This window comes from Mucilaginibacter sp., from assembly GCF_035492695.1.
In the GTDB taxonomy this organism is placed as follows: domain Bacteria; phylum Bacteroidota; class Bacteroidia; order Sphingobacteriales; family Sphingobacteriaceae; genus Mucilaginibacter.
This window is the reverse complement of sequence record NZ_DATJJC010000022.1, coordinates 17200-41265: the sequence shown is the minus strand read 5'-3', so window position 1 is coordinate 41265 and position 24066 is coordinate 17200. Positions and strand designations below refer to the sequence as shown.

26 protein-coding genes are annotated in these 24066 nt (G+C 44.9%); 12 read left to right on the top strand and 14 right to left on the bottom strand.

The genetic code is table 11. From position 1 onward, the window contains the following. Both VL525_RS14215 and VL525_RS14210 read right to left on the bottom strand, forming a co-directional pair. Window positions 1-1116 carry an ABC transporter substrate-binding protein gene (locus VL525_RS14215; protein WP_325387693.1) on the bottom strand — a complete coding sequence of 372 codons (1116 nt, stop codon included), beginning with the start codon at window positions 1114-1116 and terminating at the stop codon, window positions 1-3. Window positions 1117-1129: 13 nt separating this feature from the next. Continuing rightward, on the bottom strand, window positions 1130-1807 hold the full coding sequence (locus VL525_RS14210) for a Fe2+-dependent dioxygenase (RefSeq protein WP_325387692.1): 678 nt from the start codon (window positions 1805-1807) through the stop codon (window positions 1130-1132). Between the two features lie 293 nt (window positions 1808-2100). Between VL525_RS14210 and VL525_RS14205 the strand changes: the two genes are divergently transcribed. The 7 genes from VL525_RS14205 to VL525_RS14175 all read left to right on the top strand — a co-directional run bounded on the left by VL525_RS14205 (window position 2101) and on the right by VL525_RS14175 (window position 7818). Beyond that, entirely contained in the window at window positions 2101-3798 is a 1698-nt protein-coding gene (locus VL525_RS14205) for a carbamoyltransferase family protein (RefSeq protein WP_325387691.1), read from the top strand. Continuing rightward, a complete protein-coding gene (locus tag VL525_RS14200; RefSeq protein ID WP_325387690.1) occupies window positions 3795-4484 on the top strand; it encodes an aspartyl/asparaginyl beta-hydroxylase domain-containing protein in 690 nt (229 codons plus the stop codon). Before VL525_RS14205 ends, VL525_RS14200 begins: the two co-directional genes overlap by 4 nt. Further along, entirely contained in the window at window positions 4477-4986 is a 510-nt protein-coding gene (locus tag VL525_RS14195; RefSeq protein ID WP_325387689.1) for a hypothetical protein, read from the top strand. The genes VL525_RS14200 and VL525_RS14195 overlap by 8 nt, the downstream gene beginning before the upstream one ends. A gap of 13 nt (window positions 4987-4999) precedes the next feature. Continuing rightward, the gene (locus VL525_RS14190) at window positions 5000-6028 is read left to right on the top strand and encodes a phytanoyl-CoA dioxygenase family protein (protein WP_325387688.1); all 1029 of its coding nucleotides are present in this window, start codon (window positions 5000-5002) and stop codon (window positions 6026-6028) included. 107 nt (window positions 6029-6135) lie between these two features. Beyond that, window positions 6136-6468 (top strand): metalloregulator ArsR/SmtB family transcription factor, encoded by a 333-nt coding sequence (locus tag VL525_RS14185; protein ID WP_325387687.1) that lies wholly within the window; start codon window positions 6136-6138, stop codon window positions 6466-6468. Then, window positions 6458-6925, top strand: coding sequence for an SRPBCC family protein (locus tag VL525_RS14180; protein WP_325387686.1), 468 nt, complete (start codon window positions 6458-6460; stop codon window positions 6923-6925). Before VL525_RS14185 ends, VL525_RS14180 begins: the two co-directional genes overlap by 11 nt. A 110-nt stretch (window positions 6926-7035) precedes the next feature. After that, window positions 7036-7818, top strand: a complete 783-nt coding sequence (locus VL525_RS14175) for an alpha/beta hydrolase (protein ID WP_325387685.1) — start codon at window positions 7036-7038, stop codon at window positions 7816-7818. Here VL525_RS14175 and VL525_RS14170 read toward each other — a convergent pair. From VL525_RS14170 to VL525_RS14130, 9 genes are all read right to left on the bottom strand, one after another. Continuing rightward, window positions 7815-10352 (bottom strand): DUF5686 and carboxypeptidase-like regulatory domain-containing protein, encoded by a 2538-nt coding sequence (locus tag VL525_RS14170; protein WP_325387684.1) that lies wholly within the window; start codon window positions 10350-10352, stop codon window positions 7815-7817. The two genes, VL525_RS14175 and VL525_RS14170, sit on opposite strands and share 4 nt — an antisense overlap. 235 nt (window positions 10353-10587) lie before the next feature. Beyond that, entirely contained in the window at window positions 10588-10947 is a 360-nt protein-coding gene (locus tag VL525_RS14165; protein ID WP_325387683.1) for a response regulator, read from the bottom strand. Window positions 10948-11275: 328 nt separating this feature from the next. Further along, entirely contained in the window at window positions 11276-12061 is a 786-nt protein-coding gene (locus tag VL525_RS14160; protein WP_325387682.1) for an alpha/beta hydrolase, read from the bottom strand. A 19-nt stretch (window positions 12062-12080) separates the two neighbouring features. Further along, window positions 12081-12302 (bottom strand): methyltransferase type 11, encoded by a 222-nt coding sequence (locus VL525_RS14155; protein WP_325387681.1) that lies wholly within the window; start codon window positions 12300-12302, stop codon window positions 12081-12083. A gap of 23 nt (window positions 12303-12325) precedes the next feature. Continuing rightward, window positions 12326-12688 (bottom strand): DoxX family protein, encoded by a 363-nt coding sequence (locus tag VL525_RS14150; protein WP_325387680.1) that lies wholly within the window; start codon window positions 12686-12688, stop codon window positions 12326-12328. Between the two features lie 29 nt (window positions 12689-12717). Continuing rightward, window positions 12718-13680 carry an SRPBCC domain-containing protein gene (locus VL525_RS14145; RefSeq protein WP_325387679.1) on the bottom strand — a complete coding sequence of 321 codons (963 nt, stop codon included), beginning with the start codon at window positions 13678-13680 and terminating at the stop codon, window positions 12718-12720. 5 nt (window positions 13681-13685) lie between these two features. Then, window positions 13686-14213 (bottom strand): SRPBCC family protein, encoded by a 528-nt coding sequence (locus tag VL525_RS14140; protein ID WP_325387678.1) that lies wholly within the window; start codon window positions 14211-14213, stop codon window positions 13686-13688. 11 nt (window positions 14214-14224) lie between these two features. Further along, window positions 14225-14566: a metalloregulator ArsR/SmtB family transcription factor gene (locus VL525_RS14135; RefSeq protein WP_325387677.1), complete on the bottom strand. Its 342-nt coding sequence runs from the start codon at window positions 14564-14566 to the stop codon at window positions 14225-14227. Window positions 14567-14786: 220 nt separating this feature from the next. Beyond that, window positions 14787-14972 (bottom strand): hypothetical protein, encoded by a 186-nt coding sequence (locus tag VL525_RS14130; RefSeq protein WP_325387676.1) that lies wholly within the window; start codon window positions 14970-14972, stop codon window positions 14787-14789. Between the two features lie 436 nt (window positions 14973-15408). Here VL525_RS14130 and VL525_RS14125 point away from each other — a divergent pair, with 436 nt between their 5' ends. Together VL525_RS14125 and VL525_RS14120 are read left to right on the top strand one after the other, a co-directional pair. After that, window positions 15409-17022 carry a vitamin K epoxide reductase family protein gene (locus VL525_RS14125; RefSeq protein WP_325387675.1) on the top strand — a complete coding sequence of 538 codons (1614 nt, stop codon included), beginning with the start codon at window positions 15409-15411 and terminating at the stop codon, window positions 17020-17022. A 350-nt stretch (window positions 17023-17372) separates the two neighbouring features. Further along, complete coding sequence (locus tag VL525_RS14120; RefSeq protein WP_325387674.1) at window positions 17373-18752, top strand: TlpA disulfide reductase family protein; 1380 nt, start codon at window positions 17373-17375, stop codon at window positions 18750-18752. Between the two features lie 119 nt (window positions 18753-18871). Here the strand turns inward: VL525_RS14120 and VL525_RS14115 are convergent, their stop codons facing one another. The 3 genes from VL525_RS14115 to VL525_RS14105 form a co-directional block, all read right to left on the bottom strand. After that, entirely contained in the window at window positions 18872-19345 is a 474-nt protein-coding gene (locus VL525_RS14115) for a carboxymuconolactone decarboxylase family protein (protein ID WP_325387673.1), read from the bottom strand. Between the two features lie 148 nt (window positions 19346-19493). Next, window positions 19494-20720 (bottom strand): RNA polymerase sigma factor, encoded by a 1227-nt coding sequence (locus VL525_RS14110; protein ID WP_325387672.1) that lies wholly within the window; start codon window positions 20718-20720, stop codon window positions 19494-19496. Window positions 20721-20837: 117 nt separating this feature from the next. Further along, the gene (locus tag VL525_RS14105; RefSeq protein ID WP_325387671.1) at window positions 20838-21191 is read right to left on the bottom strand and encodes a YciI family protein; all 354 of its coding nucleotides are present in this window, start codon (window positions 21189-21191) and stop codon (window positions 20838-20840) included. Window positions 21192-21357: 166 nt separating this feature from the next. Here VL525_RS14105 and VL525_RS14100 point away from each other — a divergent pair, with 166 nt between their 5' ends. From VL525_RS14100 to VL525_RS14090, 3 genes are all read left to right on the top strand, one after another. Then, window positions 21358-21822 carry a hypothetical protein gene (locus VL525_RS14100; protein ID WP_325387670.1) on the top strand — a complete coding sequence of 155 codons (465 nt, stop codon included), beginning with the start codon at window positions 21358-21360 and terminating at the stop codon, window positions 21820-21822. 157 nt (window positions 21823-21979) lie between these two features. Next, entirely contained in the window at window positions 21980-22882 is a 903-nt protein-coding gene (locus VL525_RS14095; protein WP_325387669.1) for a glycoside hydrolase family 25 protein, read from the top strand. Between the two features lie 114 nt (window positions 22883-22996). Then, the gene (locus tag VL525_RS14090; protein ID WP_325387668.1) at window positions 22997-24064 is read left to right on the top strand and encodes an SGNH/GDSL hydrolase family protein; all 1068 of its coding nucleotides are present in this window, start codon (window positions 22997-22999) and stop codon (window positions 24062-24064) included. Window positions 24065-24066 lie beyond the last annotated feature (2 nt).

Genomic DNA, 24066 nt, shown 5'->3' with positions numbered 1-24066 from the left:
TTAAATGCCGAGGTACGGGTTAACCCAACCCGATGAGGGTTGGCTGTTAATGTCGGCTACAACCTGGTTACTAATGCCAATAGTCTCCAGTTCGCCAATTACTTGCCGTGATATTTCGCCTTTGTTTCCCGACCAGGTATTTTTTACCAGGAAGACCCTGCTATCATTGCCGGTTTCGCGGGGCAGTATTTCCAGTTTCCCGCGGTCTGTATTTACGGCTGCTTCTGCAAGCGCGCGTTGAAGCGTTTTCCCGCCTGAGTTTTCAACCGCTTCTTTTATCAAAAGACCTGTTTCGTATCCAAATTGCGCAAATGGATCGCAGGCGATGTTGCAAAGGCGATCAATCTCATCTTCGGTAACTTCGCGATATGAGGATATTGTGGTATATACTTCGATTGTTTCGCCGCAGGCGTCAAACGACTCCAGCAGAAAGGGCAGGCCCAGTAGAGGTATTTTTTTATGAAGCCCATGTTTAACATATTCGGATAAGAAAAGGCTTGCCTCTTCGCCGCAAAATGTAGCCAGTATAAAATCGGGTTCGAATTCGACGATGTGTGGTATTACCGACGCAACGTCGGCCAGGCCGTTGTATTGCCTCATGGGTGCGATCGCAAACGGTACCGCACTGTCAGCAGCCGAAGCCTGTATCCCTTTTTGCAGCATAACCGGGAAAGAATAACCGGAATCGTAAACCCCGGAAACCAGCATTCCCCGTTTACCGAATGTTTTTACTCCCCAATTACCCATTGACCATACCTGCTGCCAGGTATGCACAGAGTTCAGAAAAGTATAGTCGTTATACAGGGAAGGATCGGGAAGGTGTTCACCGAGATTGTTGATGATGAACGGCCGTTTATGCTTCTCAAATTTTTCTGACAATTCGTAACCTACTTTATTAGAGACAATACCGGTTATAATGTCGGAGTTATCGAAACTGAATAATTTATTGATGGCTTTTTCTGCCTGTTCCTTCGATCCCTGCCCTATAAATTCCGGTACTATCTCAACATCCAGACCTGTTAGTCCCTGCTTTAAACCAGCATTAAAGTTTTTAGCCATCGGTAAAATGGTAGAGTTGGATAAAAGCACACCAACTGTCAGTTTTTCTCCGTTCATTGTAAGTATATAATTAGTACGCCCACATGCGTAACAGATTACTATAATGCTGCTGTAAAACCCCCACCTCATCGGTCGCTATATTTTGCTGGCGCAGGGTTTCCGTTACCTGTTGCAACTCGAATAACATTTTGCGCTGCTCGGGCGCACGCACCAGCGATTGTATCCATGTAACTGCCACATGCCGTTGCCCGCCCGTTACTTCATTCACCCTGTGTAAATGCTGGCATGGGTAGCAAATTGCATCTCCCCTTGTCAGTTTAAACTTCACTGACCCGAGTGCCGTTTGTAGTTCCAGTTCGCCCCCCTCGTATTCAGCCGGATCATTCAAAAAGATGGTCATGGCTATATCTGTCCGCATCATATTTCCCATTACCGGGCTGTCCACGTGCCAGCCATAACTCATACCCTTATTGTATTTGCTTATCAAAAACGGGTACACATTTTGCGGGAACAAAGCATTTCTGAACAATGCATTCCGGTTTAAAGCATTGAGCAGCACCTGCTGTATCGACATGTAAACCTGCTCATGCTCGCTCAGCTGCAAGTTGTCTTTTACTTCCCTGGCTGCCCCCGTGGCAGTTATTTTTCCGTCCTGGTATTCTGCCTGTTCACATAGTTTCCCGATTTGCCCAAGCTCGGCAGCATCAAGCATATTTGATAAATGCAGGAATGTATTCTGAATTATCATTTGCCTGGTGATGTATAGGTATTCATAGATGATAAGTTTAGAAAAGTCAGAAAGGCGGTTACTTAATACCCAGGTGACTTAGGTAAAAGTAGCGAATAAATTAACAAAAACAATAGTTATGAATTATTAAGTAATTTACATTTGTTTATTAGGATATTAATTGGTTAATAGTCAATTTTATTTGCCTTTTAATCGATATTTTAATGAAAAATAATTTCATAATTAATATATAAATTAATTATCAATTAATAAATGAAAGCCTTATTGCCGAAATGCCCTGATCTGTGTCCGATATGAGCGTTTACATCTTAGGGACGGGCCTGTCGCACGACGGCTCGGCTTGCCTTATAAAAGACGGAAAAATAGTTGTAGCGATAGAAAAGGAACGGTTGACCTGCATCAAGCATGATGGCGGGAACGATAGTGCAGCCGTGAAGTATTGCCTGGAAGCTGCAGGTATTGGAGTTAGTGATCTTACGCTCATAGTACAGGCCGCTAATTTCGAGATCGACATTAAGCCCGACCGGTATGCGGGGCAGCGCTATTTTGCAAAAGATATTGAAATTCCCATGATAACCCTGTCACATCATATGGCACATGCCTGGGGTGCCGCTGCAACAGCTCCTTTCAGCGAATGCAACGTCATGGTTATTGACGGGGCAGGCAGTCCTTATTATCAATGCCTGGATCTTGGCGGGGCTATTGTGCCCGATTATCCCTTCCAGGAGGCGTTGTTTTGCGAGAAAGATAGCTTTTATTACTTCGACGGAAAGACCTTAAAACCACTATATAAGGACTTTTCGGAAGTACGGCTTTTTGAGAATTCGCCAACTTTGAAACTCCCGACCAATTATCATTCCATAGGCGGGCTTTACAGCGCTGCCAGCTTTTATGCGTTCAGAAATATGGACGACGCAGGCAAACTAATGGGCCTGGCGCCTTACGGCAAACTCGACGGGAAACCGCCGCTGTTTAAACTAGCGAATGGGAGGGCCGAACTTAACTATGAGCACATTAACGCGTTCTTTACAGATCCAGCCCTGGATTATGGCCAGTTCAAAAAGAACTTTAACCACTATGCCGATATGGCCCGATGGGTGCAGGACGAGGCTGAACGGGCGATACTTTATCTTGTTGAACAACGGCTAAGTGTCAATCCACATTCAAATATGGCTTATGCCGGCGGGGTAGCATTAAATGCAGTGGCAAATCACAAATTGCTACTGGCCGGGAATATTAAAAACCTGTATATGCAGCCTGCCGCAGGCGACAATGGCTTGGCCATTGGTTGCGCTTATTATGGCTGGCATCATGCACTTGGGAATGCCAAACAGGACAAGCCCGGCGGCTGCCCTTTCCTTGGTTGTTGTTATTCCCCAGAGGAAACCAGAAGGGCAATAAGAGATTATGAGCGTGAAAAAAATATGACCTTAAATGTTTCTGTGTCGCAGGATGTGACCGCAGAAACGGCAGCGTTGCTTGCCGGCGGGAATGTGGTCGGTTGGTTTAGTGGTGGTGCGGAATTTGGACCGAGGGCGCTGGGGCATCGCAGCATTTTGGCCGACCCACGAATTCCGGGAATAAAGGACCGCATTAACCGGGATATTAAATTCCGGGAAGACTTCAGGCCATTTGCCCCTGCAGTAAAAATAGAAGACGCGGGTAAGTATTTTGTTTATGGCTGGGAAAGCCCGTATATGATACTTGTTGACCTGGTTAAGCCCGAATGGACGGCCGAATTGCAGGGGGTTGTACACGTGGACGGCACTTGTCGTGTACAAACGGTGAGCCGCGAATGGAATGCCCATTTTTATGAATTGATAGACCGGTTTGAAAAAGAGGCGGGCATTGGGGTGTTGCTTAATACCTCGCTCAACAAAAAGGGTATGCCGATAGTAGAAACACCCTTGCAGGCCATCGAGCTTTTTTTTTCGGGGGCGATGGATGCGTTGGTTATTGATGACTTTATAATACGAAAAACTAACTTATGATTTGCTATGCCAGACTCGGTCTGCCTATTACTATCACAAAGATACAGGCCGAAGTAAAAGAAGTGTTATCCAGTAAAAACTGGATGCAGCATTACAACCGCTTGCATTACGACGGTGAATGGAACGTGTTGCCTTTGCGCGCACCCAGGGGCGATGCAGGCAAACCATTTGCTGAACTGATGGATGATGATTCGTTTGAAAATACCATGCTGTTGGACAGGCTGCCCGGGGTAGGCCGTATACTTGATGGACTGCAATGTGAAAAGATGTCGGCCAGGTTGCTGAATTTGAAAGCCGGCGCTGTAATTAAACAGCACCGCGATGCGGAGCTTTCTTTTGAAAACGGCGAGACCAGGCTGCACATACCTGTATTTACTAATAACCAAGTGGAGTTTTTTGTGGATGACGAGCCGGTAAGTATGAATGCAGGCGAATGCTGGTACATTAACGCCAACCTGCCACACCGGGTTGCCAATAAAGGGGACACCGACCGCATACACCTGGTGGTGGATTGCAGGGTAAATAACTGGCTGCAACAGGTTTTTGAACGGGCTGAAAAAAGATGCAAAGCAGAAACGACAGACAAAGAATTACAAATATCTATTATCAGGAGCTTGAGAATGCACCGGACCGAAGCGTCATCGGCCCTGGCTGATAAGCTGGAAAATGAACTGAACCATGAATAAAACAATGGATTTGATGCTGGGTTTTCTCAGGGAGATAGGTATCGGCTATTATTTTGAGCGTATCGAAGGAAATACCTTTTTGCCGGGCCTCCGGCTTAGGGATGGGACGCTGATCATCGATAAGGAAAAACTGCTTTACCCGGGCGATATTTTGCACGAGGCCGGCCATCTTGCCTGTATGCCGGAAGATATAAGACTGGCGATGAATGATAACCTGGACAATAGCCAGGTGCACCAGGGCGGAGAAATGATGGCCATAGCCTGGTCATACGCGGCATGCTTACACCTGGGTATAGATTTAAAAGTCGTCTTTCACGAAAATGGCTATAAGGGTGGCGGTGCGAACATCGTCGACAACTTTAACCAGGGACAATACTTTGGCGTTCCGTTGCTGGAATGGTGCGGTATGAGTTACGGGCCGGCAACCGCAAAGAAACTGAACAAACAAGCGTTCCCGCAAATGATCAGTTGGCTGTGCGAAAAAAATATGTATAACATCTGACATTTATCCTTTTATGGACCAAACATTCTTATCATCGGGCACCTTAATCCCTTCCTCAGAAACGGGCAGACTGGGCGTTATGCACCTTAAAAGGTTTTGGAACAAAGTTTTACTGAAAAGGGAAAATAAGCTGCCACCCACCGACTGGCAGGACGAGTGGCAGCTCGACAGGACTTTGCTGTCGGCCCTGGGGCTTGGCCTTGAACAATGCATGATATACATTTTCCGGGAAACGCCATCGTTCGACCAATTCGAAAACTGGATAATCGAGACCTCAGGCTACCCTATGCAGGACAATATTTTTCGGTTTAATAACCTGTTCCATAGCGGGAATACAGAACAGGACAAGACCATACACCCGGTGCTGGATGACCAGCAGCTTAAATGCTGGCAGGATAATGGCTACCTTATTATCAGGGACGCTGTTTCGAAGGACGATTGTGAAAAAACCATTGAAGTTATCTGCGATTTTATCGGTATCAAGCGGGATGACCCGGTGACATGGTACAAACAGCACCCGTCCATCCAGGGCATTATGGTGCAGCTTTTTCAGCATCCGTTATTGAATAAGAACAGACAATCGGAAAAAGTGCGAATGGCCTATGAGCAGCTTTGGCAACGGAAAGATATTTGGGTGACGGCCGACAGGGTAGGCTTTAACCCGCCGGAAACGGATAGGTGGAAGTTTCCCGGCCCCAACATGCACTGGGATTGCAGCCTCACTTTACCTATACCCTTTTCGCTGCAGGGTTTGCTTTATCTTTCGGACACGGAAGCTTCGCAGGGCGCATTTACTTTGGTACCCGGCTTTCATAACAGGGTAGAAAACTGGCTGCATTCCTTACCCGGCGGAACTGACCCGCGGCGGCAAGATCTTCATGCGCTTGGGAGCATTCCAGTAGCCGCCAACGGCGGCGATTTCATAATCTGGCACCAGGCGCTGCCACATGGCAGCAGGCCCAATACTTCGGCTAAGCCCAGGTTTGTACAGTACTTTACTTATGAGCCATTCGACATAAGAGAGGCCGACCTGTGGATTTGACCAGCCGGCAGGCGATCGTAAAAAACCAACAATTTTCTTAAATAAATTTGCGCAAGTAAATACTTGCATTTATATTTGCAAGCACTTACTTGCATAAAGAATAGCAAATGGAGATGAGAAGAGATGCCTTCCAGGCAATAGCAGACCCTACGAGGCGGCAGATAATAGGCATGTTATCAAACTCGGCACTGAACGTGAATACGCTTGCCGACAGTTTTGATATGAGCCGGCAGGCTATTTCGCTTCATGTTAAAATACTTACTGAGTGTGGTTTGATCACCATAAAACAAAAAGGACGTGAACGCTTTTGTGAGGCTCAGTTGGATAAACTTAGCGAAGTAGCTAACTGGGTTGAACAATACAAACGGCACTGGGAAAGCAAACTGGACAGCATGGAAGCCTATTTGGAAAAACTTAAAAAAGAGAGATATGGAAAATGATCAAAACAGCACTAAAGACCGCGAACTCCGCATTTCAAGAAAGCTGAATGCGCCTGTAGAGCTGGTATGGGAAATATGGACGAAACCGGAACACATCGCCAATTGGTGGGGCCCCAATGGTTTTACCAATACCATAACAACTATGGATATGCGCCCCGGCGGCGAATGGAACCTGGTGATGCACGGCCCTGACGGGACTGACTATAAGAACAAAAGTATATTTAAGGAGGTCATTCCGCTTAAAAAGATAGTTTATGAACATGCATCAAGTCCAAAGTTTGTAGCGACTATTGAGTTTGAAGATATGGGCGGGGAAACTTTTTTGAGCTGGCACATGCTTTTTGAAAGCGCCGAGCAATTTATCCAGGTAGTAAAAACTTATGGAGCCGATGAGGGCCTGAAACAAAACGTTGAAAAACTTGCAGTTTACCTGGAGGGGATGAAAAGCAAAAAATAATACCGGTGCAGCACCTCTTAAATAAACACATGGTTGAGCTGTGGGCATTGATGCTCGCAGGTTATTTATCGCAGTGCTGTAATAATTGTAAATGCAAATAATCTGATCAAATGAAAAACGCAACAACAGCCGGTTACGCACCGGTAAACGGTTTGGAAATGTATTATGAGATCTATGGCAAAGGCAGCTTGCCGCTGGTATTGATCCATGGCGGGGGATCGACCATAGAAACAACCTTCGGTACCATGTTGCCGTTTCTTTCAGGCTATGGTAAATTGATAGCGGTAGAATTGCAGGCGCATGGCCGCACAGCAGACAGGGACACTCCCGAATCATTTGAGCAGGATGCGGACGATGTTGCAGCGCTGCTGAAACACCTCAAAATAAAAAAGGCCAACTTTTTTGGGTTCAGCAATGGGGGTACTACTTCTATGCAGATAGCGATAAGGTACCCGGGGCTGGTAAACAAGATCATTAACCTTTCAGGGGCATACAGGCGCGATGGGTTTATTGATGGTTTCTTCGATGGTTTTACCGGCGCTACGCTCAATAGCATGCCCGAACCGTTGCAGGCGGCCTTCCTGAAAGTTACCCCGGATAAAAGCCGTCTGCAAGCTATGTTTGAAAGGGATGTAGCGCGTATGGTGAACTTTAAGGACATTCCTGACGATCTTATCAGGTCTATCAAAGCGCCCGCACTTATTATGGTGTCTGACCAGGATGTGATGCCTGCCGAACATGCGGTAAAGCTATCGCGGTTGATCCCGGGCGGCCGGCTGGCGGTATTGCCCGGTGCTCATGGCTCGTGTATTGGCGAAATGGGCATGGTAACGAAAGGAAGCAGGCTGCCGGAACTTACCGCTGCTTTGATAGAAGAATTTTTGAACGGTTAAAAATCGAACCAGGCACTACCCCTTACGCCAAAACGGGTAGTGTTTGGATTGTTAAGGTACGTGAACCGCTCCACTACGTCAATACGGAATACTTTGAAGATATTGCCGATGCCGACACTACCCTCCAGGTAAGGTGTTTTATTGATGGTATAGGTTTCCGATACACCATTCTGATCGGTAGGGAATTGGAATAGCGAAGGGTGCAACGCCGGGTTGTTCTCATCGCGCAGACCGCCATAAATAGCTTTTATCCCAACAACCTCGCGCCATTTCAATTTTTTGAGCAGGGGTATTTTGTTAAAGAAAAACCCGTTTGGCGTATACTCGAACTGGGCGGCGGCGTAATGGTCGCTTACAAACTCGAGGAAATTCATCAGGTTATAGGAATGAAAATCATACGTATACGTTTGGTTGGCCTGGTGAATGCTTAACAACGGGAACGGCACCTGTCCAAACAGGTAACTGCCCTGCACAGAAAGATCAGCATAGCCCAATTGCGATAAATAAAAGCGCTTGTCGAGGCGGGCCATCAGGCTTTTGTAATTATAATCGCCACCAAACAGGCCCTTTACTCCCTGCCTGTAATCCAGGTTGAGTACGGGATATTTACTTGGAATGGTAATGCGATACTGTTTACCCTGCACCAATTGTTCATGCGGCGCATACCGCAGGTTAAGCGAAAATTCAGATGTCGTTACATCGTGAACGATGTTAGGTGAGCCATTTGCCCCGTTGATAAAATATAACGATCCGGCGGGAGTTTGCTGCCAGCTTTTGAAGCCGAGCGAATAAGAAAAGTGGTTTTCAAATTCGTTTACATAATCCAGTTTGTAGTATTGGTTGTAAAGAAATTTATCATTAACACCGCGGGTAAACGACAGGAACAAAGCATCCTGCTGCGCAAAGGATATCTCCTCGCCTGGTATTTTCGCCTCGTACTGAACAGTTGCTTTAATATAACTAAGAGGGAATTTATAAATCGACTTGTTATTAAATGAATAGGCGGCGCTGAGCAGGTATTTAAATTTTTCATCCTTAAACCCATAAGCTCCGTAAGCCTCCAGGTAATAACGGGTACTAAAATCGGTAGTGGTGCGGCCGCCCAGCCTCAGCCGTGATCCTTCAACATCATTAAAGCTGTAAAACGTACCGAATGGCCCCATCTCGAAAGGGCCGAATGATTTAAACCCGGTAGCAACCAGGGTAATAATATCCATTGTCCTTTTATAGGCCGGGATAGTTTGCAGGGTATCGATATTCTTGTACACACCCGCCTCTATCCTGGTCAGCGTGTCGCGGCCACGGCTATCCAACCAAAATTGATCGCCCCGCTTTAAAGCGCTTTTTTTGATCACCAGCTGATCGCCGGCGTACACGCTATCTGGTCGCGGCGTATTTACCAGGTAGTTTTGATAGGATATCGTGCGCTCACCAAAAATACCTTTGTTGCCATTTTTATTAAGGCCAAAGTCGGCCTTCATATCACTTTTGCTCAAATGATAACGCCCATCGGGGTTTTCCTCATAGGCCAGGTCAACAGACATACCGCGTACCCAATTCAAGTTGATGTTCTTATTAACAGATAGTCGCGCTTTTTGCACTGAGTAGCGTCCGTCGAGGGTGACCAGGATCAACCCTTCAAACAATATATCATTCCCGTTACGCGGCGTAAAGCTTAGTTCGACCAACTTCCTGTGGTCCACCTCGATAGTGTCGGTAATGAAAAATTTATAAAAAGTTGGGGCGGCATCTGCAATAGGGCTCAGGAACTGGTTGGTCATCAAAAAGATGTTGTTTGAGTAGATATCCACCTCGGCATACATGCGGTTGAGATAGGTATTCACTCCCTCTTCATCCACAAAGTTGATGATGTTTACCTTTTTTTCGCCCTCAACTATCTTCTTGGTTTTCTCGGGATTCTTCCGGAAATAAGTTTGCGTCAGTTTCTCCTCAAGGTAAACCGGCAACAGCGACTTTCCGGGAGAACTGGTTGTATCCTTGTTGTCGAAATAAAATTTATACGGACGCATCAGCTTACGCTGGGTCAGCTTTTCGGAGACGTTGATAAAAGAGAACTCCAGCTTTTCGTATTGTTTATACTCCGTATAATCATAACTCTGCATTCGGTTCTCATCTTTATGCGCAATCACCTGGCGTATCAGTTCCACCGCCGGGTTGTCCTTATTCCTGTAACGCGTCTTTTTCCCGGCATGAATTTTTACATCGGCAAGGGTTTGTACGTCCGACTGCATGCGCACATTGATCACCTGTTCCTTACCGGCAACGATGGTACGGATAACCGGCTTATAGCCAACAGAAGAAAATTTAAGCTGTGTGTAAGTTTTACCTGTTTCAATGCGGTATTTACCGGTATTCCCGGTATTGGTACCGATAGGCGTACCAGGGAAAGACACGGTTACGAAGGGCATTAATTGGTTGGTTTGCGCATCGGTCACAGACCCACTCACAATGGTATTTTGCCCTTTTGCGGCAATAGAAAAAAATAATATTAGTGCAAAAAGGGTATATCTCATTCGAATAATTCCAACTGATTATATGGCAGCCCGGTATTTTATTTAAAAAGCACCCGGCATAAACATGTTTACCTTTTGTGCCGCTTTCAAAGTTAACGGTGATAGCCTAAAAATGTTATTTATGCACATTTTATACGGTCACCGCCCTGTAAAAAACACACGAAAGCCGAATATCCGTTATTTGGACGATTCCAGGTAATGAGATTTAATTTTGGTGAATTTTATGAAGCCGGCATTAATTAATCAGGCCGCCTATCTTTTTTACCAGCACATTGATATCAAAAGGTTTTGTAATAAAGGCATCGAAACCAAAATGACCCAGTGAAACAGCCAGTTCGGGGTAGGCAGATATTAAAATAACCGGTATGTGGCAGGTATCCTTATTGCCTTTTATTTGCTGGCATATCTTGCCCCCGTTGGTACCCGAAAGAAGGTAATCGGTTAAAACAAGGTCCGGTTTATATTCCCCTACAGATTTAAGTATATCGTCAGTCCGTTCAAGCCCTTTAACTTCATAATCGTTGTGGACCAACACCGTTTCTAATACCTGAAGTATATCTTCGTCATCTTCTATTATTAATACCCGCTTTGACATTTTTATCCAGTGATAAAGTGAATCAACATGGTAAACCAAAAATCAAATAAAATGTTTGGAATGATTTGCTGAAATTAAATATTAATTAACGTTTATGGAACATTACGCATGTTGACAGGTTAACGTTGCTAACGATGCCTTAATTTTACTTAGTGCAAAATTTCTCGCTAAACCAGTGTTTTTGCGTAATAAAACGTGCCATTATTGCCCCACAGGGGGCTAATGCCGTTTAAATTTTTTCATAGGTTGAATTATAGAGGCAACGCAAGTTACAAAATTGCTGCTACTCCGGCAAGTGCCAGGAAGGGTTATTATTTGGAGAGGTTAATTATTTATTAAAAAATTCTACAAGCACCGGGCCTATCGCCTTTTCAGATACGTTGTGGGTTTGCCCTTTTAACATCCTTAGTTCGCAATTTGGTATTACCTCAGCCAGCTTTTTTACAGCGTGCTGCAGCAAAACCTGGCTTTTATCGCCGCCTGAAACAAGCGTGCGGACCCTGACAGATTTGGCACGCTCTACGGGCAAACCGAAGCCGTCCAGTATGGTAATATCATAGGGCAATGTGTGCGCAACGGCTTTTAGTTTTTTCCAGATAGGGAACAGTGTCATCATAAAAACAACCAGCGGGGGGATGCCAATGATATCCTTCATAAAATATTTTACGGCATCGCCCCGGCGGTCCTGCGTAATAAGGGCCTTCAGTTGAGGCAGCGAGTCGGCCGGAGCATGGTGCCCTTCGTCCGAAACATCGAAAGGAGGTTCGTACAGGGCAAGTTTGGTGATATTTAGCCCGTTTGCGGCAGCAGCCAGGGCAAGGGCGGCACCTGATGATACACCATATACGTAAGCTGCGCCGCCCGCAACGTTAATTAGTGCTTCAATATCTTCCACTTCGCGTTCAGCAGCATAGGGTTTGGTATCGCCGCTTTCATTTCTTCCGCGGCGGTCGTAGGTGAAGACGGTGAAACTGCCGGCGAGAAACTGTGCCAGTTTTGGCATTGGGCCGAAATCGCGGCTGCAAAGGGCGCCGTCTACCAATATTAAAGGTAAGCCACTGCCGGTTTTTTCGTAAGCGATGAGTGTACCGTCTTTCGAAGTTACTTGTGTCATTTTAATGAGCTTGAATGTTCTATTCGAGTATATCGCACCGGTAACCATGCCCGGTTACCAGTGCGGTTATTTTTTCGTGGCGAATGTTGTTCCCTTCCACCCGCAATATCTTGTCACAATCCTCCAGGTCGAAATTGATGCGGCATAAAGGGAACTGCTGCGACAGGATATTCAACAGCCGTTTAGCCTGTCTTTTCTGCCTCACATTTGTTTTAAAAACCTCTACCATTTGCATTTCCATCGTTCAGAACATTAATGGTTAATTTACGCGGCTATCTTTTTGTGATAAGTGAAATACGATCCAAAAAGGATAGCGATAAAGATGAACATTGGCGCCCACGCTGATACCGGATCGCCGATAGCAATGAATGAATAAGTTGCACCGAGCAAGTCAAAAAATAGGCCGGCATAGGCCCATTCCTTTAATCTTGGGAAACCAGGCGCCAGGATAGCAGCCACTCCCAATATTTTAGCCACGGCCAAAAACTTAAATATGTAGCCGGGGTATGCAAGCTTTACCATCTCGGGATTTGGTGGTTGGGGTATGAAGGTCATAACCGCTGAGAATAACATTAATCCGCAGATAATGATCGTGCAGATCCAGTAAATAATTTTGATCTTTTTCATTGTTTTAGTGAGTTTGATTTATGAATTAATTATTTCTTTTCTTCAGAACAGTTCACCATCCAGTTGATACCGAATTTGTCAGTGAAACTACCATAATAGCCACCCCAGAACATATCCATTAGCGGCATGGTTACCTGGCCGCCTTCCGAAAGGCCGTCGAATAACCTTTTGGTTTCCTCGCGGGTATCGGGTTCCAGGTTAATGTGCATATTGTCGCCTTTTTTCAGGGTAAAACCCATGGATTCGGGCGCATCGGTTCCCTTCAGTACATGGCCGCCGAGGATAGGTAACTCGATATGGAGAATCAGTTTCTTGTCCTCTTCACTCAAAGCCGGCATGCCTTCGTGTGGCGGAATTTCGCCGAACCTTGCTATTCCAGGTCCCGAAAATTCGGTGCCGAATACTGACTTATAAAAATTAAATGCCTGCTCGGTTTGGGTACTGAAATTGAGGTAGGTGGTTACTCTTGACACATTGTTGATTTTTAATTGATTTTGCAGATCGAACCGCGATTTAAGGTAAAGTTCCAGTTTATCCATAGTTTGATTGCTGCCCTCAACAACGCCGAACGCTTTCACAGCATAATCGCGCTCCGCAACGGTAGCATATATGCTGCGCATGGTTAGCCAGGTTTTAGCGCCCCGCTGTTCAAAAGTTACGGTCACTTTAAAGTTGGGTTCGTAAGATTCATCCGCGGCATGCAGATAGGTGAGTCGCTCGGGCTTTACCACTTCGGTGAACAGCACAAAGTTTGGGAAACTTACCCCGTTGGCGCCGTTCATTTCAAAGTGCCATTTGCCGCCGGGTTTTATTTCGATGTGGTGAAAAGTGCTGCTGAAACCCTGGCAGCCCCACCAGTTTACCAGGTGCTTCGGGTTGGTCCATGCTTCAAATACCAGCTCGCGCGGCGCATCCAGCAGGCGGTTGATCACGATCTCACGGTTATCTGTGTTGCCGCTGAATTTATCGGGGGATATTGCCATATCTTTCATATTGCTCAGGAAATAGTTAATTCGTAAGCAAACTTCTCCAGGCTTTGGGTCCAGCCTTCGGCCATTTGCATGCCTATCATAGCGTCGCGTATATCGTTGGATGCAAACCGGGTTGTTAATGTAAGTTTGGTTTTTCCGTCTTTGTCCTCAAAAATTACGGTCACCTTGTTTTTGATGGTCGAAAAATCGATGTCATCGCCTACTTTGTCTCCTATCGCCATCTTCCAAAATCCGGCCTGTTCAAACAGGTCGTCTGAATATACGAGCCGCTCGTTGGGGACAATCTCGATATACGTTCCAAGCATCGGAAAATCCATGCCATCCGGCGAACGCATTACGTAATAGAACCTGCCGCCCGGCTTCAGATCGATCTCGCATACCGGGTTGGTGAATGGTTTTGGCCCCCACCATTGTTTTACATGTTCCGGATCTGTCCAAACTTTGTAAACCAATGCGCGTGGCGCGTCGAACAAGCGGACTATTACCAATTCGCGCTTCTTTACTTCAACATCGGCATTATTTAAGCGTGTCATATTTTTCTCCTTTATAATGTAGTTTTACCCTGATCATTGCTCTTTCCCTGGAGGGTTTTTAAATAACTTTCTAACGAATCGAGGCGCGTCTCCCAAAATTCCCGGTACTGCGCCACCCAATCCGATATTTCATTCAGCCTTTCCAGCTTGCCTTCGCAAAAGCGTTCGCGCCCCTGCTGTTTGATCTCGAGCAACCCGCACTCGGTCAATATCTTCATGTGTTTGTAAATGGCCGCCCGGCTTACGTCAAATTGCTCCGTCACTGAATTTATATTAAGCGACTTATGCGCTATCAATCCCAAAATCTCCCTCCTCGTCGGGTCGGCTATCGCCTGGAACACATCTCTTCTCATTATTTATGAAACCTTTTGGTTGCAAATATATATGCCACCTTTTGGTTGCACAAATTTATTTTTAAATAATTTTCAAAGAGCGGTGGCAAATGCCTGTTTAACAATGCACAATACAAACTTAGGGTGAATAGGCGCCTATCCAAACTGGTGAATGCGGCAATATGAGGGGCGTGTTGCGACAGAGGGAGCCTGGGCCGATTCTTCTTGCAGAAATCATTAATCACGCAGGTAGCTGGGGATTTGCAAGAATAAGGGCTAGTTTAAGTATAAAAGCTTCCGGTGGGCGAAAACCTAATTTCCAGCGCAGCATCAGCGCCCACGCTGAAGGTTTGGCTTTCGCGGCAGTTTCATCAAATTCCAATAATTCATCATTAAACTCAGAGGTGCCCGCAAAATATTCTTCCAAAGTAGAAATTATGCGATCTACAATTGCAACAAAGGCTGTAGGCTTGAGCCCCCAACCTGGCCAGTCGAATTTATATAGCCAGCTGATTTGCTCCTCATTGTCATACCCAGGTAGTGGAGCGTAAAAAAATCTATTTCATAACACTATGTATTACGGTTAACATCCATCCGGCATAGATGCTTCACTACGTTCACGATGACGAACGATTATGAAATAAACTTCCGGTTCAACCAGCTACCGAGGGCACAAGCCTGGCGCCCGCTTTATCAGGCCCCGAGCACCTACAGTTGGATGTTCATTTTTCAATATGCAAGTACTTACTCGTCAGATTTTCAATATTGGGTGTTTTGACGGTAAAAATGCCGTGAAAAAACGGATTGATATTACTAACGAATATCTGGACATTGGTAACAACTGTTTTAGTCTAAATATATAAATGGCCCAAACCTTTAATTCCAGTCTTAAAAAAGTCGCTTTTGCTTACGCAACCTTATTAAAAATACCGGTAACAAAAACATCATTACAGTCCGCTATAGAAGAAAACCCTTATTACCCAAGTTTATTTAGCTTAAGCGATACTTTCGATCGGTTTAATATTCGAAATGCTGCATATAATGTTCCTACAGATGAAATTGATCATTTAAAGGCACCATTTATAGCCTACATGAGCGTCCCTGATGTGGGAAGCGATTTTGTACTGGTGACAGGGATGAGTGATAACGCAGTCGATTTGATTTATAATTTAAAACGACCACAAAAAATTGCAAAGCAGCAATTTATTGAGCAATTCAGAAATACAGCCTTATTTGCAGAGCTTAATGAAAATAGCGGCGAACGAGATTTCGAGGTCCATCTAAAAAAGGAGAAAATTGAAAAGAATAAACTAACACTCACTATTACTAGTGCAATTTTGTTACTGTTATTCTTAGTTGTTGCCAATGGTATCGCTGCAAAAAGCCTCGCTTATATGCCTATTACGTTTATAAAATTATGCGGACTTGCTACAACTGTTTTTTTGCTGGTTTACGAAATAGACAAAAGCAACATATTCGTGAAGAATATTTGCACAGCCGGTGCCAGAAGCAATTGCGATGCAGTGCTAGGCAGCCAAGCCTCGAAAATATGGGGAGTAAGCTGGTCGGAGATCGGGTTTTTCTATTTCTGTTCTACGACTATTTTATTATTAATGCCGGGCATGTCATTTTCTGATAAAAAAGGTTGCCTGGCATTTTTGAACATATTTGCAGCTCCTTATATTTTATTCAGCATTTATTATCAATGGCGAATTGTTCACCAATGGTGTTTACTTTGCCTTACTGTTCAGGCTTGTCTGGCTGCGGAACTGATATGGAGCGCTTTCAATTTCTGGAGGCCCGTACATTCGTTACTATTCTTTACGACGAATGGCTTCGCTTTTGCGCTCGGGGTTGCGTTTGCGCTATTGATGCCCATTGTGGCATGGTATACCCTGAAGCCCATCTTTTTCAAAGCAAAAGATCAGAATTTGTATAAAAATGCTTACAAAAGGTTACAATACAATCCTGACATATTTAATGGGCTTTTAACCAAACAGGATAAAACGGATAATTGGCAGCAATTAGGTATTCTTATAGGCGACCCAAATGCCGAAAATACGATAATTAAAGTTTGCAATCCCTATTGTGGCCCTTGCGCCAAAGCACATCCTACGCTTGAAGATATAGTAACCTATAATAAAAATGTAAATCTGCGGGTAATATTCACTGCAAAAAATAACAAAGATGACCGTGGCGCTCAAGTTGTAAGGCACCTGCTTGCCATTGAAGCACAAAATGATCGCGCCAAAACTCAACAGGCACTTGACGACTGGTATTTGGCGCCCAAAAAGGACTATGAACTGTTTTCCTCAAAATATCTTATGAACGGTGAACTTGTAAACCAAAATGATAAGATGGAAGCTATGGGTACATGGTGTGACGAAGTTGAAATTACCTATACCCCAACTATTTTCATAAATGGGTACCGGTTGCCTGAAAACTATGACATTGAAGAATTAAAATATATTTTTTGAAGACTTTCTTTCGGCCGAAGAAAAAGGGAAAGCTGAAAACCTTGGAAAAGAGTAAGCAAAATTAACAAATCTAAAAAAAGTCATGAATAACTTTAAAATGCTCGATAGAGAGCAAATGAAAAATGTGAAAGGCGGTGTCGCTGCACCCGGGACTTGCGCATACTCTTGCAATGGTTTTTATAGCCCGCAATCATTTAGCAAGGCAACTGCTCAAGCCGAGGCCGATGAAAATATTACTAGCGGACGTTGTCAAACCGCAACCTGGTGCTGCAGCAGCTGCCCATAATATTTATTTTCACAAACGAATGGTTGTAAAACCATTCGTTTGCATACTATCAATATAAACTATTATGACCAAAATTGTATTTGTATTATTAATTGCAATCCATTTTTTATCCTGTAGCGGTCAAAAGACAAGAGACCCAGATCAAAAGACAAGTAAAAGACGATCTACTTTGGTGATCATTAATCGCACAGGTAACAGGAATGAAGAGTTTAGTTACATTGATCATTTTAACAATTCCCAACTATATCCATTTATCAATAGTGATACTTTACACATTGATGTCACAGATCCGATAGTCTTTTATAGCACAAACACTCCCGACTTCAGTGATCTAAGATATTTTATAATAAGATCGTCAGATACAGTATCGCTCATAAAGAAAAATGGCCGGACAACATTGAGTTCGAACAATTCCATTCTACAAAATCGAATAGATCTGATGGACACCCTTTTGTTCAATGTCGGATCAATGAACTATTCGAACAAAACTGACTTTCTCACCGGGATCAAAGCAATTAATAAGTTTTACGCCAGCAAAAAACAGATTCTTGAAAATCGTAAAAATACATTGCACAACGATGTTTATAAAGATGCAAAGTCGACCGTTGAATATGACAAACTGGCTGGGCTGCTTTCATTATACGCCAGGTTTTTAAAAAACGATGACAACGTTTTAACTTCTTTAAAAAACGCTGATAGCACGTCATGGAATTATTTAACCTTCAGAAATGTGATAAATAATTATATTTTGTATATCAATAAAGTTCATCACATTTCAAGCACTGACGAATACATCAATGATATGCGTAAAAATCTACCGCCGGCAATACAGGATTACGCCATTTACGGTTATCTGAAAAATTACAAGCCTGATACTAAAGCTCAATTGGATACTTTAATTGAACAAATTGCTGCTTTTAATAAAGTTGCGAGACATCCTGATCTGGCAAATTATCTAACTGAAAATTTAGAAAAGTACAGGTCAAATCTACAGGCAAAGCTTTCAAAAAACGTTGAATTAAAGTCCCTCGGCAACAATAAAGTTGTAAACTTAGAGCAATTGCTCGGCCAATCAAAAGGCAACGTAATATACCTCGATTTTTGGGCGTCCTGGTGTGCACCTTGTTTGTCAGAAATGCCCGCTTCGCACTCGTTAGCACAGAAATATAAAACCAAAGGGGCACCCATTGTATTCCTGTATCTTTCAAAAGACGAGGACATGTCTGCCTGGAAACATAAGGCAAACGACATAGGTCTGCCTGACAAGCTCAGCTTTATCCTACTAAAGAATGCCGCTTTTACGGATTTTTCAAATAAATTTAATTTAAAAACGATACCGAGATATATGATAATAGATAAAAAAGGCAATATCGTTGATCAGGACGCTCCGCGGCCAAGCGATCCTAAATTGGAGATAATTTTAAACCAATTATTAAGCAAATAAACGCATATATCCCGGTATAGCGAGTGCAGCGTAAGATGAGAAGTGCGCTTGTCAGCCCGCCGGACCTGCTAATTCCTAACCACTCTCCATTGGAGAGTGGCTTTTTATTGCGTTTAATTTTACGCCGTCTGCGTTGCAAACTGGCCAGGGTGGTAGTCGCCTGCCGGAGTTTGGAAGGCTATGTTGATGCGGTTGAAGCAGTTGATGGCCAAAACCGCAAAGGTAAGGTCGACCAGTTCCTGCTCGGTAAACTGGCTGTTGGCCAGCTGATAAACATCATCGGGCACATTTTTATCCGTAAGTTTGGTAACAGCCTCTGCCCAGGCAAGCGCGGCACGTTCCCGTTGCGTGTAAAATGGCGCTTCGCGCCATGCATCGAGCATATAAATGCGCTGTTCTGTTTCGCCGCCGGCGCGCAAGTCCTTCGAATGCATATCCAGGCAAAAGGCGCAGCCGTTGATCTGCGATACCCTGTACTCTATTAAATGCAAAAGCTGCTGATCAAGGTCTGATCTTCTTAAATAACTACCGAATCCAAACAACACTTTCATGGCATTTTGCCCTTTGTTAAAAAAACTAATTCTCTGTTCCATTTTATTCTGTATTTGATTTATACCCTAATGACGACCGGGTATTGCAGGATTGGACAATGGGTTGGAATTATTTTGGAAAGCGGGCAAAAACTGTTGAACAACCGGAAAACGACCTTTTTACTGCCGCAGCCGGTAATACCGGTTAAACTTATAGTAAGTCTATTTTTCGCCGGATGGCTTGCTTATCAAAGTCGCTTTTAGTGATCGAAAGACCTTTCAGCAGATTTTTACGCGCCATTTCTGTGTCGATACCGGTATATAAATCGCCCAAAAGGGTAAAATAAAAGGGATAGTTTTCCAGCTTCAATTGTTCTGCTTCCCTTATGGCCATTTCCTTACCGCTGGTTTTTGAAAGGGCATAAGTTCGGTTAAGTGCAGCCACCGGCGAATACTCTATGGCGAGCAGCTGGTTATATAGCTGCAAAACGCTTTCCCACTTTTCCGCGGAGTCGGTCTTTTGCGTGTTCCACCAGGCAATACCAGCTTCGAGGTGGTATTTGGAAAGTGTATCGCCGCCGGCCGCGCAATGAAAGAAATAGCTGGCCCGACTGATGAGATCGGTATCCCAAAGGCTGGTGTCCTGGTCGTCGTAAAGGATCAGTTCACCATCTTTACCCACCCTCGCCTCAAACCGTGAAGCATGAAACAGCATCAGGGCCAGCAACGCATTTACCCCGGGTTTGTTGGTTTCCGTGTTGTCTATCAGCATATAACAAAGACGGATAGCTTCCAAACAAAGTTCCTTTCGCAAAACCTGTTTCTGGCTTACGGAATAGTAGCCCTCATTAAATAGCAGGTATATGGTGCGCAGCACTGGTTCCAGCCTTTCATCCAATTCAGCGGCGTTTGGCAGTTCGATCCTGACCTTCCCTTTGCGGAGTTTTTCCTTTGCACGAAACAGGCGTTTGTTAATAGTGTCTTTATTACTCAGGAATGCAGCTGCTATCTCGTCAATACCAAAACCGCAAAGAATACGAAGGGACAGACCGATCTGAGCCTCTGGAGGGATAGCAGGGTGGCAAATTGCAAACATCATCTGCAATTGGCTGTCGTTAATGTTCCGGGGTGAAAGGTCGATGTCCTGTTCGTACAATTCGGAAGAGCTGTGGGTAAGTTCAGGTTCTATTTTTTTAGTAAAGATCGTTTCGCGCTGCAGGTGGTTTTTGGCTTTGTTTCGGGCCACGTTATACAGCCAGGCTACCGGGTTGGGCGGAATACCACGCATAGGCCAGGTTTGGGCTGCGGTAACGAATGTATCGGCGGCAATATCCTCGGCAGTTTCCATCTGGCCGAACCCGAAGCGCCGGTAAAGTACCGAAACTATTTTGCGGTATTCTGTCCTGAAAAGGTGAGGTATCAGTTCCGGTTGCTCCATTGCGTTCAAAAACGTTTGTGAACTCTGCCCCCCTTGTGCCCGCTGTGGTTAATCTTTTCGGGGCCAGTTAACCACAGCTGGTACCAAGTTTTTTCATAGGGAGGCACAAAGATGGTTCTAATGCGTGCCGTCGTTTTTCGCGATTCGGCGCACTTCCATAGTGTTGCCATCGCCCTGCAAAACCGGGCAGCCTTTGGCAAATTCAATAGCTTCTTCAACTGAAGCCGCTTTAACCACGATAAGCCCCCCGATAGTTTCCTTTATCTCGCCGAAGGGGCCGTCGGTAACTATGCCGCCATGTCCGACCACTTTAGCACCGTCGAAGAGCAGGCCGGTACCGCTTACAAATTTGTTTTTAGCTGCAATACCACCTATCCAGTCCATGGTCTGTTTCATCCAGATCTGCATTTGCTCGGGCGAGGCGATCTTCGTTCCGTCCTCGTGCCTCATAATTAATGCGTATTCGTCCATTTTAGTAAATTTTTGGTCCAGCTTGCGATGGACAGGTTAATAAATATATGAATTATACCAGCATAACAAGTGAAACGATGGCAATTGGACACGCCAGGAAAAAGATTATCAATGTACTGTATCGTGATCGCTGCTATGAACGTATTAATTTTAAAGTCATTGAATTATGAAAAGGTTCCTTATCGTTCTGGCAGCTTCGGCTATGTTATGGGGCGCCTGTAAAAATACCCCGGCCAGCAGTAAATGCGGCATATGCCCTGCTATTGCTGTAGTGGCGCCTACCATTGGGGTACGAATAGTAGATAAAACCAGCGGCGCCGACCTTTTCCTGTCACCGGGTTCGCCCTACAAATTCGAGGATCTTAAGGTGAGCAGCTCGGTTGATGGCCAAAATGTTTACGCGACTGTTGATAGCACGGATAAGGCAAACCGATTCGTGCGGATCATAGCTACTTCAACGCAGACGTTTAAACTGACACTCGGCACCCTGGCTACCGACAGCATTCATGTCACCCTGAAACTTGACTCGCCGAAATGTTGCTCAATACCTAAAATACATGAGGTTGTTATTGATAATACCCTGATTTGCAGCGCGTGCGGATACAACCCACTTGTGACTATCAAAAAATAGTCTGCGTCGAATAAACACAATGAGTTCGTTGAATTATTTGTAACATGCGTGTTACATTATTATATTTGCTGTACATGAGGCCGTCGTTCTGACAGGCCAACTGTGATAAGGTTTAGGTTTAAACCCCCGAGCAGCGAGTGCAAGGGGGTTTTATATTGTGAGAACGAGCTTATATTCTTATTTTTGCGCCGTGGCCGCGCCTAAAAGACCCCCTGCAAAAAAGCCATCGCCAGCGCGTAAAACGGCAACGCGCAAAAAGAAAAAGAAAGGCTGGCCTATTCAACTTAGATTAACGATTGCCGGTATAGCCCTTGTATTGCTTTCTCCATTTTATTACGGGTATGTTCTGCGGGGATTTAGCTCAGCCTGGCGCTGGGTAAGGGATATCGGCGGCAACCCGCATTATCGTACTTACCGCAGTTTCAATATCCGGATACCTGACAAATATGCCATTCATGGTATCGATGTTTCCTATGCGCAGGGAAAAATCGACTGGCAGAAAGTGAAGGCGATGGAGGAGGATAGTGTGCATATTACTTTTGCCTTTATCAAGGCAACCGAAGGTATCCTGTCCGTCGACCCGTATTTTCAGCGCAACTGGCGCGAGGCCGCCAAAGCCGGGATAATATGTGGCGCTTATCACTATTTTAAGCCATCCAAAAGCGGGTCGTGGCAGGCAAGGTTTTTTCTTCAAAATGTGAAAGTGGAAAAAGGCGACCTGCCCATGGTAGTTGATGTGGAGGAACTGAACCACATGACGCCCGATAAAATGCGCCTGCAACTGAAGGAGTTCCTAACTTTTATCGAGAAGAAAACCGGTATAAAACCTATTATCTATTCGGGGTCGAGCTTTTACCAGGATTACCTGCTGGGTTTCTTTGATGGTTATCCATTATGGGTAGCTAATTACGATCAGCCCGAAATGAGATCGATCGGCAGCAAGCGTTGGCTGATATGGCAGCATTCGGACAAAGCTACGATAACCGGCATTGGCCATGTGGTAGACTTTGATGCTTTTAGCGGCGATAGTGTGACTTTTCAGCAATTGCTGATCAAATAGTTTTTGCGAGCCGGACTGCTCAAATGTTCTTTGTGCGGCGGGTTTTTGTTATAATAGTATTACTACCCACCATGCCAAAAAGTTAATTTTGAGCCAAGTTTTTCTTTTCATAACATGGCCCGTATTCTATTTTCTGCCTATTTAATACTGCTTAGCCATATCGTTTTCGCAAAGCAGCCGGTACTAAAGTTGTTTAAGGCTGATGACCCGCGGATACAATATTTTGGACGTATAGATTTCGCTAATAAACTGAAGCCGAAATTTTGGTCGCCGGGTGTATATATCAGGGCGAAATTTAAAGGAAGCGATTGCGAGATACTGCTTAATGACGAGGTAAAGGATGGTAACACGCATAACTATATCGAGGTGGCGGTGGACGACCAGCCGTCGTACAGGGTACAAACTACGGGTAAGGCCAATGTGATCAAAGTAGCTGCCGGATTGCCCAATGAAGTGCATATAGTGACCATTTGTAAAGATACGGAATCGGGCATTGGGTACCTGGAGTTTACGGGCATCCGTTGTGAGCAATTGCTGCAGCCACCGTCAAAACCAACACGCAAGATCGAGTACATCGGCGACTCTATCACAACCGGTACAGGTATCGATGTTGCGGCGTCGCCCTGCAATACCGGCGCCTGGTACGATCAGCATAATGCTTACCGCAGCTATGGGGCTATAACGTCAAGGGCGCTCAACGCGCAATGGCAGCTGACTGCCGTGGCAGGTATCGGGCTGACACACAGCTGCTGCAATATGGACATCGTAATGCCCGATGTATTTGACAAAACATTTCTGCGTGATAACAAAACAGCGTGGGACTTTCGCCGTTACCAGCCCGATGTGGTTACCATTTGCCTGGGCCAGAATGATGGCGTACAAGACTCAACCCTGTTCTGTAGCGCTTATGTAAAATTTATTCAAACCGTTAGAAAACGATACCCTGATGCCGATATCATCTGCCTGAGCAGCCCAATGGCTAACGACGCATTGCGCGCCGCCATGCATAAATATTTGACAGGCGTAGTTGCTTATGTAAATAATGCCGGGGATAAAAAAGTATCAAAATATTTTTTCTCCAAACGGTTTTACCACGGCTGTGGAACGCACCCGGATATGGACGAGCAACGGCAAATAGCTACCGAGCTGACCGTTTGTATTAAGAAGGCCGAAAGCTGGTGAAA

Bases quoted from the DNA above. Each gene is read 5' to 3' on its own strand.
- VL525_RS14215 (WP_325387693.1), bottom strand. From the start codon at position 1,116: ATGAACGGAGAAAAACTGACAGTTGGTGTGCTTTTATCCAACTCTACC.
- VL525_RS14210 (WP_325387692.1), bottom strand. From the start codon at position 1,807: ATGATAATTCAGAATACATTCCTGCATTTATCAAATATGCTTGATGCT.
- VL525_RS14205 (WP_325387691.1), top strand. From the start codon at position 2,101: ATGAGCGTTTACATCTTAGGGACGGGCCTGTCGCACGACGGCTCGGCT.
- VL525_RS14200 (WP_325387690.1), top strand. From the start codon at position 3,795: ATGATTTGCTATGCCAGACTCGGTCTGCCTATTACTATCACAAAGATA.
- VL525_RS14195 (WP_325387689.1), top strand. From the start codon at position 4,477: ATGAATAAAACAATGGATTTGATGCTGGGTTTTCTCAGGGAGATAGGT.
- VL525_RS14190 (WP_325387688.1), top strand. From the start codon at position 5,000: ATGGACCAAACATTCTTATCATCGGGCACCTTAATCCCTTCCTCAGAA.
- VL525_RS14185 (WP_325387687.1), top strand. From the start codon at position 6,136: ATGGAGATGAGAAGAGATGCCTTCCAGGCAATAGCAGACCCTACGAGG.
- VL525_RS14180 (WP_325387686.1), top strand. From the start codon at position 6,458: ATGGAAAATGATCAAAACAGCACTAAAGACCGCGAACTCCGCATTTCA.
- VL525_RS14175 (WP_325387685.1), top strand. From the start codon at position 7,036: ATGAAAAACGCAACAACAGCCGGTTACGCACCGGTAAACGGTTTGGAA.
- VL525_RS14170 (WP_325387684.1), bottom strand. From the start codon at position 10,352: ATGAGATATACCCTTTTTGCACTAATATTATTTTTTTCTATTGCCGCA.
- VL525_RS14165 (WP_325387683.1), bottom strand. From the start codon at position 10,947: ATGTCAAAGCGGGTATTAATAATAGAAGATGACGAAGATATACTTCAG.
- VL525_RS14160 (WP_325387682.1), bottom strand. From the start codon at position 12,061: ATGACACAAGTAACTTCGAAAGACGGTACACTCATCGCTTACGAAAAA.
- VL525_RS14155 (WP_325387681.1), bottom strand. From the start codon at position 12,302: ATGGAAATGCAAATGGTAGAGGTTTTTAAAACAAATGTGAGGCAGAAA.
- VL525_RS14150 (WP_325387680.1), bottom strand. From the start codon at position 12,688: ATGAAAAAGATCAAAATTATTTACTGGATCTGCACGATCATTATCTGC.
- VL525_RS14145 (WP_325387679.1), bottom strand. From the start codon at position 13,680: ATGAAAGATATGGCAATATCCCCCGATAAATTCAGCGGCAACACAGAT.
- VL525_RS14140 (WP_325387678.1), bottom strand. From the start codon at position 14,213: ATGACACGCTTAAATAATGCCGATGTTGAAGTAAAGAAGCGCGAATTG.
- VL525_RS14135 (WP_325387677.1), bottom strand. From the start codon at position 14,566: ATGAGAAGAGATGTGTTCCAGGCGATAGCCGACCCGACGAGGAGGGAG.
- VL525_RS14125 (WP_325387675.1), top strand. From the start codon at position 15,409: ATGGCCCAAACCTTTAATTCCAGTCTTAAAAAAGTCGCTTTTGCTTAC.
- VL525_RS14120 (WP_325387674.1), top strand. From the start codon at position 17,373: ATGACCAAAATTGTATTTGTATTATTAATTGCAATCCATTTTTTATCC.
- VL525_RS14115 (WP_325387673.1), bottom strand. From the start codon at position 19,345: ATGGAACAGAGAATTAGTTTTTTTAACAAAGGGCAAAATGCCATGAAA.
- VL525_RS14110 (WP_325387672.1), bottom strand. From the start codon at position 20,720: ATGGAGCAACCGGAACTGATACCTCACCTTTTCAGGACAGAATACCGC.
- VL525_RS14105 (WP_325387671.1), bottom strand. From the start codon at position 21,191: ATGGACGAATACGCATTAATTATGAGGCACGAGGACGGAACGAAGATC.
- VL525_RS14100 (WP_325387670.1), top strand. From the start codon at position 21,358: ATGAAAAGGTTCCTTATCGTTCTGGCAGCTTCGGCTATGTTATGGGGC.
- VL525_RS14090 (WP_325387668.1), top strand. From the start codon at position 22,997: ATGGCCCGTATTCTATTTTCTGCCTATTTAATACTGCTTAGCCATATC.